A 9,052-nucleotide genomic window follows, 5' to 3' on the forward strand; every position below is an offset into this window, starting at 1 on the left:
TCCTTTAACCCCTGTATTGCTCAGTCAGCATTTCAGCGAATGCTTCGATAGTAACCGGTTTCGACAGCAGGTATCCCTGAATGACGTCACAGCCCTCCCGTTGCAACCAGGCCAACTGCTCTTCTGTTTCTACACCTTCAGCGACCGTTCTGAGTGAAAGCGTTTTTGCAAGGGCAAGAATGGCTCTTGCAATGGCTTCGTCATTTTCATTTTTGCCAAGACCATCCACAAATGACTTGTCAATTTTCAATTCTGCCAAAGGCAAACGCTTCAGGTAGCTAAGGGAGGAGTAACCGGTTCCAAAATCGTCAATCGACAGTTCAATACCGTTATCCCTGAACAGCCTGACGGTCTCAACTTCATTATTATTGTTGCTTAAAAGTGCCCCTTCAGTGATTTCAAGCTTTACCGCCTTCTTCTCCAGGCCATGCTGCTCAATCTGATTCTCCAGCCTCTCGACAAACTCCTCATCTCTGAAACTCTGTGCACTGACATTCATGGAAATTGTCGGACAGACCAGGCCCTGCTTTCTGAAGCCAGCAACCGTGCCCAGAACCAGTTTTTCCACCAGCCGGCCAAGATCTTTCATAAGACCTGTTTTTTCGGCAACCGGGATAAACTCGGCTGGACTGACAACCCCCAAGGTAACATCCGTCCACCTCAAAAGCGCTTCGCCACCAATCAGGCGACTGGGCTCTTGTGCGTCATACTGGGGCTGAATAACGATGCGGAGCTGCTCGCGACGGATTGCTTCATGCAGCGCACTCTCGATAGCCGCGACTTGCAGCAGTTCTGTTCTAAGCTCGGGCCGGAACAATCGCAAGCGGTTACGCCCTTCCTCTTTTGCCTGATACATCGCCGTATCCGCCGCTTTAATCAAGCCGGAAGCATCCTCGGCATCAATCGGATAAAAGGCCGCACCGATACTGGCGGATACAAACTGGCGGCGACCCGCTATTTGAAAGTGCTCGCTCAGTGCATTCAATATCCTGAAGCCTGCGAACTCGGCATCTTCAACCGAGCAGTCTGACAGGATGACTGTGAACTCATCTCCGCCCACGCGGGCAACAGTATCTACGTCGCGCAGGCAGTGCCTCAGCCGCTCGGCAACTTGCGTCAGCAGCTGATCACCCACATCATGCCCAAGGGTGTCATTTACTGACTTGAAGTTATCAACATCGATAAACAGCAGCGCCACATGTGAATCATGCCGCCTTGCATAAGCCAGCGCGTGTTCCAACCGGTCCTGAAACAGATGCCGATTTGGCAACTTGGTCAAGGGGTCATGCGTGGCCAGGAACTCAACTTTGCGCTGAGAGTCTTTCAGGTTCGAGATATCCGAAAAAACAGCCACATAGCTGACTTCTCGGTTCATGACACCGCTCGCGCTTCGGCCTTCATCAATACGGTTAATGGTCAACCACTCCGGATACACTTCACCGCTTTTGCGCTTGTTCCAGATCTCCCCCTGCCAGTACCCTTTGGTGTTAAGCTCTCCCCAAAGCTGATGATAAAACTCTCGACTGTGCCGCCCTGAACGCAACAGGCTACCAATATTGGCTCCCATGGCATCTTCATGGCTATAGCCTGTGATCTCTATGAACGCCTCGTTGATGGACTGAATCGTACCCGACGCATCAGTCACCACAATGGCCTCACCGGCCTGCTCAAACACCTTTGCAGCCACTCTAAGCTGTTCTTCGGCCTCCTTGCGGCGTGTAATGTCTTCAGTCTCATTGATGATAACTTCGGGGCGTCCTTCAGAGTCTTTCAACACCTGATGAACCGTACGATAGGTGCGCTTTCGCTGGCCTTTCAGCTGATGCTCGGTATCGATCACCTGCTCTGAGCGCAGGGCTTCCAAGTCTTTTGACCAGAGGCTGCCCGCAAAATCTCGGCCAAACAGGTCAAAGTCACTTTTCCCCATATAGCCTGCTGCGTCGATGGAAAATGCTTCCAGAAAGCGCTGATTGGCGAAGAGGTACCGCCCGGCCATATCCTTCATCGCCAGCAAAACAGTGGTATTTTCCATCAAGGTTTGCAGCCTTGAACGGGAGTGGCTCAAATCTTCTCTGGCCCTTACCACATCCGTGATATCCAGCAACATGACAACAAGCGTCTGCAGCTCTTCTCGCTCATTAAGTCCGGGCGTAACACTCAACTGAAATGTACGACCGTCCCCCTGGACCAATTGTTCTTCCCTGCTCCCATGTGCCAGTACTTTTTGCAACATTGATTCAAGCAGGGACAGGTATTCAGGCAGTCTAAGGGCCCTCACGGGCTGATTGCGCGCACTGGATATCAGGTTAAGACGACGTGCGGCCGGTGCATTAAAGCGCTTAAGAGCACCGTGGCAGTCAAAGACAAGAATCGGAAATTCGAGAGCATCATACAGGTGGCTGTACTCATTATTCAGGAAACTGAGTTCAGCAGTCTTGGCATTATGCTCCTCGTTGAGGCTGACCAGTTCTTCATTGGTGGCCTGAAGCTCTTCGTTTGCTGCCTCAAGCTCTTCATTGGTAGCCTGCAGCTCTTCATTTGAAGCCTGTGCTTCCTCATTCAGAGACTGCATCTCTTCATTGGCCGTCGCCAGCTCTTCAATCAATGACTGCAAATGCTCGCGTGTGGCCGTCAACTCATTTTCAACCGAGCCATCAACAGAGCGTGCCAGTTCAATAACCTGAGAACCTGAGCGATGTGCTGAGGGAACAGGTGAAATGATAACGATACTGTAGTCATTCTCATGCCCCGGAACGCCGCATACTGCCACTTGCCAGTACTCACCCTCAAACGCTCTGGGGCGACCAGACTGGGGTTTGCGCAGTTTATTAAAGCGATGCAACAAGGCCATCACTTCGCCCTGAAACGCCTCCAGTACGACATCGCAAATGCTGACATCCATGCTGCCCACCGGGAACCTGAGAAAGCGATCCACCTTGCCGGCCGTATGCTGAACATGACCCTGACCATCACAAAGCGCCATGGTAGCGCCCAGATACTCGGCCGTTCCCTCCAGCAGGAGTCGAACCTGGTCATTCCAGCGGGTGCGTGAGGAAACCGTTGTTACTCCGGTGGCGCGAGAAGGCACGCTGGGTGCCTGACTATTGCCTTTTTTGAGGAAGAGGCGGTCTCGGCGACCCACTGCACTGAACAACTGCTCTGCTTGAGCAACGCTTTCGGACCGTCCAAGGAACAAAAGCCCTGAGCTTCGGAGGGCAAAATGGAAACGCTGCAGAACGCGCGTTTGTAGAGGGTTGTCAAAGTAAATCAGTACATTCCGACAAGTCACCAGGTCCAGCCTTAAAAACGGCGGATCATCCACCAGGTTATGCCGGGCGAACACGATCATATCGCGCAGTGGCTTGGCAACCTCGAAGTGCTTCCCTATCGCATGGAAAAACCGATTTAAACGCTCAGGCGAAACGGCTGAAAGCGCAGCAGCCGGATAAACGCCACGCCGCGCAATGTTAAGAGCATCTTCATCAATATCCGTTGCAAAAATCTGTATTGGCTGTACGCCCATACGATCGCCCAGCACTTCCGTTAGCAAAATGGCAACGGAATAGGCTTCTTCACCGCTGGCACAGCCTGCTACCCAAATCCGGATTTCGTCTGAAGTACCGTGCTCCTCACATAACTGTTCAAGACGGGAACGAAGAGCAGAGAAGGCATCCGGGTCACGAAAAAAAGCCGTCACCGAGATCAGGATATCCCGTGACAAGAGATTCAATTCACTTTTGTTCTCTGCTATCCACTCAAGGTAGCTTTCTATTGTTTCATGGCCGGTAGCCACCAGGCGCCGTTTGATACGGCGAGCAAGGGTACCTTCCTTGTAACCGGAGAAATCCACTTTACACTGAGTCTTTAACAAGCCCAAAAGCTGCTGCATGGCATTTCGGGATACCGGCTCTGCCGATCCTGTCGTTCCCTTTACCAGCTTGGGCAGGTTTTCAGCAATTTCCTCCGGTGTAAAAACGAAATCAGCCACACCCGCCTCTATTGCGGAAAGGGGCATGCCCGAGTATTTGGCAGTTTCCGGGTTCTGTGCAATACAGATGCCGCCCGCTGCCTGAATCGCCCTGAGGCCAGCGGTACCGTCAGACCCGGTGCCTGAAAGCACGATACCGACGGCGGCTTCACCTGCATCAGCGGCAAGCGAGATAAAGAACTCATTAATCGATGGCTTGGGAACGATTTCAGGTGGCGCTTGCCGGAGCCTGAACAAACCATTGTGGACACTGGCGTTATAACTGGAGGGAACAACATAGATCACGCCGGGTTCCGGCTTGAGACCATCCTCAAAAGGTTTGACGTCCAGGGCCGTTTCACGTTCGAGAATCTCGACCAGCATGCTTTTGTGAGAAGGCGACAGATGCTGCAATACGACGAACGCGAGATACGAATAACCGGGCAGGCTGGCAATCAGGGCGGCTACAGCTTCAAGACCTCCTGCAGAAGCACCCACCCCAACAAGAGTAACCGACGGCAGATCCCTAGTGTCCGCTTCAACCAAGGGCTAAACTCCTTTTTACAATCCACTTTACCGCAAAACAGAGCAAGCTAATGTAGCTATAAATTAAGCAGAGTCCCTGTTTATTGCAACATAAAGTCCTTGCATCTCAAGACAGACCTCTTCCCGGCAGCACACTTGTACAGTCAATTGCAGCCGCGCCTTTCCTCTTTCCCGCACACGCGCTGCCAGGTTTTCGGCATCCTCCGGCATATCCAGCGCCACTCGGGTCACAAAGTTCCGGGTGACGGGCTTCAGGTATTTGAGATGGCTGTCTGCAATCACCACATCACAATCCAGGCCACGCTCACGCAGGCACAGCGTTGTGAGACACCAGCCCGCCACAGTGGCAATTGCCGCCTGAGAGCCGCCAAAGCCGGTCCCCTTGTCATTCACATTCGGCGCCAGCGGCGTCGGCAGCTCCAGCGCTCGACCATCCCAGACCAGCTCATCAATTCCCAGGTGCTCCAGCAGCGGAATCTGCGTCTTCAACCAGGCCAGAAATTCGTCCGTGTTCGTCTGCACACTCATCAGTCACTCCAGTGTGTCACGAAGGTATCCAGGTCCAGCTCCGGAACCTCCTTGTTGCGGCACGCCTGCCCCAAGTAGATAAAGCCGGCAATTTCTTCACCCTCTGCCAGCCCCAACCCTCGCTCAACGACCGGGTTATAGGCCATATCACCGGTGCGCCAGATCGCCCCAAGCCCCAACGCATAGGCGGCCTGTGTGATCGCATGGGCGGCGCAGCCTGCGGAGATTCGCTGCTCATCCACAGGGACTTTCGGGTGATCCTGAGTCACGGCCACGACGGTAATAATCATGGGCGCACGCAACGGCATTTTCAGGCACTTCTCGCGCCGCGCCTCAGGGATATCCGGATCCTCTGCTTCGGCTGCCTCTGCAAACAGCTGCCCAAGCCGTTCCAGCCCCTCCCCCTGTGTAATTACAAAGCGCCAGGGTTTCAGCGCGCCGTGATCGGGCGCACGCACAGCCGCCTTCAGCATCCATTCCAGCTGCTCGGCTGTAGGCGCCGGGCCCTCAAGCCGGGGGCAGGAAACACGGTTGGTCAGCACATCAAGTGCCTGCATGGAGAACCTCCTGTTTAACGTTACTGACGTGCCAGTCGCACATTCACCGGTGCATCATTCATGCTGGAGCGATAGGGGTTGATATCCAGCCCACCCCGTCGCACATAACGTGCATAGACACTCAGCTTTTGAGGGCGACAGCGCTGCCAGATATCCATGAAGATATTCTCAACGCACTGCTCATGAAAGTCGCCATGTTCACGGTAGGAGATCAGATAGGCCAGCAACCCGGTATGGTCGATTTTCGGCCCCTTGTAGCGGATCTGGATGCTGGCCCAGTCCGGCTGGCCAGTCACCGGACAGTTGGATTTCAGCAAATGACTCACCAGCGTTTCATCCGCAACCGGCCCGGTCGCACTCAACAGCTCGGGTGCCGGGGTATAGTGCTCCACGTTCAAGGGCAGCTCATCGAGACACAGCCCTTTGAGCTGACACACCTCTACCGGCTCACTCATTGAGCTCAAACGAACGTCAACCTGCGCACCGGCCGCCGCGGACAGGTCCCGCTGCATGGAAGCCACCACATCCGCCTCGCTTTCGAAACGGCTCAGGTTGTAGGAGTTCAGGTAGAGTTTGAACGACTTGGACTCAATGATGTTGGGCGAATTGGCAGGGATGCGAAACTCTGCCAAACGGACCACCGGCTTTCCGCCCCGGTCCAGCCAGGACACCTCGTAGGCGTTCCAGATATCCACACCACGAAACGGCAGCGTAGCCCGCTTGACCCCCTTGGCCTCCCAGTTCAGGTCACGCGCAATGGGGTACAACAACGACGGGTCGTATTCGTTGACATAGGCGGTCTCCTGCCCCAGCGGTGAGGCCTTGACCTGTTCATGCTCACTCATTCGCGAATCCCCTTGCCCGTGTTGAGCAGATGCATGGCAAAGCCGCTCAGCAGCGCGATAAAGCCCAGAATCATGACAAAGGCAAAACCGATATTGATGTCACTGACACCAAGAATTCCGTAGCGGAAGCTGTTCACCATGTAGAGAATCGGGTTCAGCTGGGATACCCCCTGCCAAAAGTCCGGTAACAACTGAATACTGTAGAACACCCCGCCCAGATACGTCAGCGGCGTAAGGATAAAGGTCGGTACAATCGCAATATCGTCAAAGGTCTTGGCATAGACGGCATTGATAAAGCCACCCAGCGAAAACAGGATTGCCGTCAGCAGCACCACCGTAATGGTAATAAAGAGATGATGAATCTGCAGGTCGGTGAAGAACAGTGACAACAGCGTGACGATAAAGCCGACACCCAGCCCGCGCGCAGCCCCGCCGATCACGTAGCCCGCCAGAATAACCCAGTTGGGCACCGGCGATACCAGCAGCTCTTCGATATTGCGCTGAAACTTGGTTCCGAAAAACGATGACACCACATTACCGTAGGAGTTGGTGATCACGGACATCATGATCAGCCCCGGCACGATATACTCCATGTAATCGAACCCACCCATATCACCAATACGCGAGCCGATCAGATTGCCAAAGATGATGAAATACAGCGTCATGGTGATCGCCGGCGGCAGCAGCGTCTGTACCCAGATACGAGTGAAACGTCGGATCTCCTTGACGACAATGGTGACAAAAGCGGTCCAAAGCAACCCGGTATTCATGCAGTCTCCTGATTCAAGTTCTTGTCGACCAGTGACACAAACAGCTCTTCAAGCCGGTTGGCCTTGTTACGCATACTGGTCACCTCCATGCCCTTTGACGCCAGGTGCTGGAACAGCGTGTTAAGGCCTTTCTCCTTGGGCACATCCACTTCCAGCGTATGCGCATCGCGTGGTCGAATGACGTAGCCATCCAGCACGGGCAGCTCGTCAAAATCCTCGGCCAGATCCAGAACGAAGGTTTCCGTATCCAACTTCTGCAGCAGCGCTTTCATGCTCGTGTTCTGGATGATGCTGCCGTGATCAATGATGGCAATGTTGCGACAGAGACTTTCGGCTTCTTCCAGATAATGCGTGGTCAGAATGATCGTGGTACCGGCCGCATTGATTTCGGTAAGAAAATCCCACATGGAGCGGCGCAGCTCGATATCAACCCCGGCAGTGGGCTCATCCAGAATCAACAGACGCGGCTCATGCACCAGCGCACGGGCAATCATCAGGCGCCGCTTCATGCCGCCGGACAGCATGCGTGCGCGCTCATCGCGCTTGCTCCAGAGCCCCAGCTTGCGCAGATAGTGCTCCGCCCGCTCGGTTGCCTGTTTGCGTCCGATGCCGTAATAACCCGCCTGGGTCACGACGATATCCAGCACCTTCTCAAACGGATTGAAGTTGAACTCCTGCGGCACCACGCCCAGGCACTGCTTGGCCTGTGCCAGATGAGTATCCAAGTCGTAACCGAACACGCTCACCTTGCCGGAGGTCTTGTTCACCAGCGACGAGACAATCCCCAGAGTCGTGGATTTGCCGGCACCATTGGGCCCCAGCAGGGCGAAGAAGTCCCCTTCTTTCACCTCCAGCGAGATACCCTTGAGAGCCTCGAACTCATTTCCGTAGGTCTTGCGCAGGTTTTCTATCGATAGCGCTGTCGTCATATCCTGCCTTGTATTGCTACATTAGAAGAAGTAAAACAATGCGGCCGCATCTTGAAAATTCAACCCGAACTCCCCATTGTACCTGTTCCCACGGCCGGGTTCTTGCCCGGACAAGCGATTTGCCACCCAACCCCCTGGAGTCTTGCGTGACCGACACACACACCTTTCACCTGAACCTGCTCAAAATTGCCTACAACAACCTGATGCAACAGGATGATTTCAAGGGTGAGGATACAGACCCGGTCAACCTTGAGTTTCTGGATCTGTTTGCAGAGCTTGTGGCCGCATACGAGAGCCACGACACCGGGGCATTCGATCTGGGACAGGACCTGCTGGTACGTCTGGTTCGTGCCTACCCCCAATACGTTCATCTGGTGGCGCGGGATCTGTTCTGGCTCTTCGGCGGCGAGTGCCTTCACTTCATGAGCGATGAAGAGATCGAACAGTTCCAGCGACTGGATGAAGCACTGGCCGAGGCGGACAGCTCCGACAATGAAGTGGACTACATGCAATTGCGTCAGGCGATCATCGGCGACCAGTCACAAACCCGCCACTAAGCCTTCTGATCGGCTCTCTGGGCATACAGAGAGCCTAATCACACTCCCCACCACGCAATCTCAATAAAGCCCAGAAGCACCTTCAAACGACAGACTAGAAACAAGAAAGGTGTGCAAATCAGACAGGTATTAAAAGAAACCGGCACAAAAAGCGATATAACGCAGAAAGGTAATTGGAACGGGAAACAAACTCGATCCGGCCGGCGCTCCGGTCGCGGCCCCAACAATACAGTGGGTCGCTTTTATAGAATCAAACAAAGCTTGAGAATGTAATGAGGGGGGATTGGAGCGGGAAACGAGACTCGAACTCGCGACCCCAACCTTGGCAAGGTTGTGCTCTACCAACTGAGCTA

General features: G+C 54.1%; 8 protein-coding genes. 1 reads left to right on the forward strand and 7 read right to left on the reverse strand.

What is annotated here, in order from left to right; genetic code table 11:
- Window positions 1–4 precede the first annotated feature (4 nt).
- From H9C73_RS09430 to H9C73_RS09455, 6 genes are all read right to left on the reverse strand, one after another.
- Complete coding sequence (locus H9C73_RS09430; RefSeq protein ID WP_209287573.1) at window positions 5–4,513, reverse strand: EAL domain-containing protein; 4,509 nt, start codon at window positions 4,511–4,513, stop codon at window positions 5–7.
- A 63-nt stretch (window positions 4,514–4,576) separates the two neighbouring features.
- Window positions 4,577–5,041: a YiiD C-terminal domain-containing protein gene (locus tag H9C73_RS09435; RefSeq protein ID WP_236014195.1), complete on the reverse strand. Its 465-nt coding sequence runs from the start codon at window positions 5,039–5,041 to the stop codon at window positions 4,577–4,579.
- A complete protein-coding gene (locus H9C73_RS09440) occupies window positions 5,041–5,598 on the reverse strand; it encodes a nitroreductase family protein (RefSeq protein WP_209287574.1) in 558 nt (185 codons plus the stop codon). Before H9C73_RS09440 ends, H9C73_RS09435 begins: the two co-directional genes overlap by 1 nt.
- A gap of 20 nt (window positions 5,599–5,618) precedes the next feature.
- The gene (gene queF / locus H9C73_RS09445) at window positions 5,619–6,443 is read right to left on the reverse strand and encodes an NADPH-dependent 7-cyano-7-deazaguanine reductase QueF (protein ID WP_209287575.1); all 825 of its coding nucleotides are present in this window, start codon (window positions 6,441–6,443) and stop codon (window positions 5,619–5,621) included.
- Window positions 6,440–7,213 carry an ABC transporter permease gene (locus H9C73_RS09450; RefSeq protein ID WP_209287576.1) on the reverse strand — a complete coding sequence of 258 codons (774 nt, stop codon included), beginning with the start codon at window positions 7,211–7,213 and terminating at the stop codon, window positions 6,440–6,442. The genes queF and H9C73_RS09450 overlap by 4 nt, the downstream gene beginning before the upstream one ends.
- A complete protein-coding gene (locus tag H9C73_RS09455; RefSeq protein ID WP_209287577.1) occupies window positions 7,210–8,142 on the reverse strand; it encodes an ABC transporter ATP-binding protein in 933 nt (310 codons plus the stop codon). The genes H9C73_RS09450 and H9C73_RS09455 overlap by 4 nt, the downstream gene beginning before the upstream one ends.
- Before the next feature lie 146 nt (window positions 8,143–8,288).
- Between H9C73_RS09455 and H9C73_RS09460 the strand changes: the two genes are divergently transcribed.
- Window positions 8,289–8,699, forward strand: coding sequence for a PA2817 family protein (locus tag H9C73_RS09460; protein WP_209287578.1), 411 nt, complete (start codon window positions 8,289–8,291; stop codon window positions 8,697–8,699).
- Between the two features lie 129 nt (window positions 8,700–8,828).
- On the opposite strand, the gene H9C73_RS09465 is transcribed toward H9C73_RS09460, so the two are convergent.
- Window positions 8,829–9,052: hypothetical protein (locus tag H9C73_RS09465; protein WP_209287579.1), on the reverse strand; the 224-nt coding region annotated here is incomplete at its 5' end.

This window comes from Marinobacterium alkalitolerans (assembly GCF_017776525.1).
Lineage (GTDB): Bacteria > Pseudomonadota > Gammaproteobacteria > Pseudomonadales > Balneatricaceae > Marinobacterium > Marinobacterium alkalitolerans.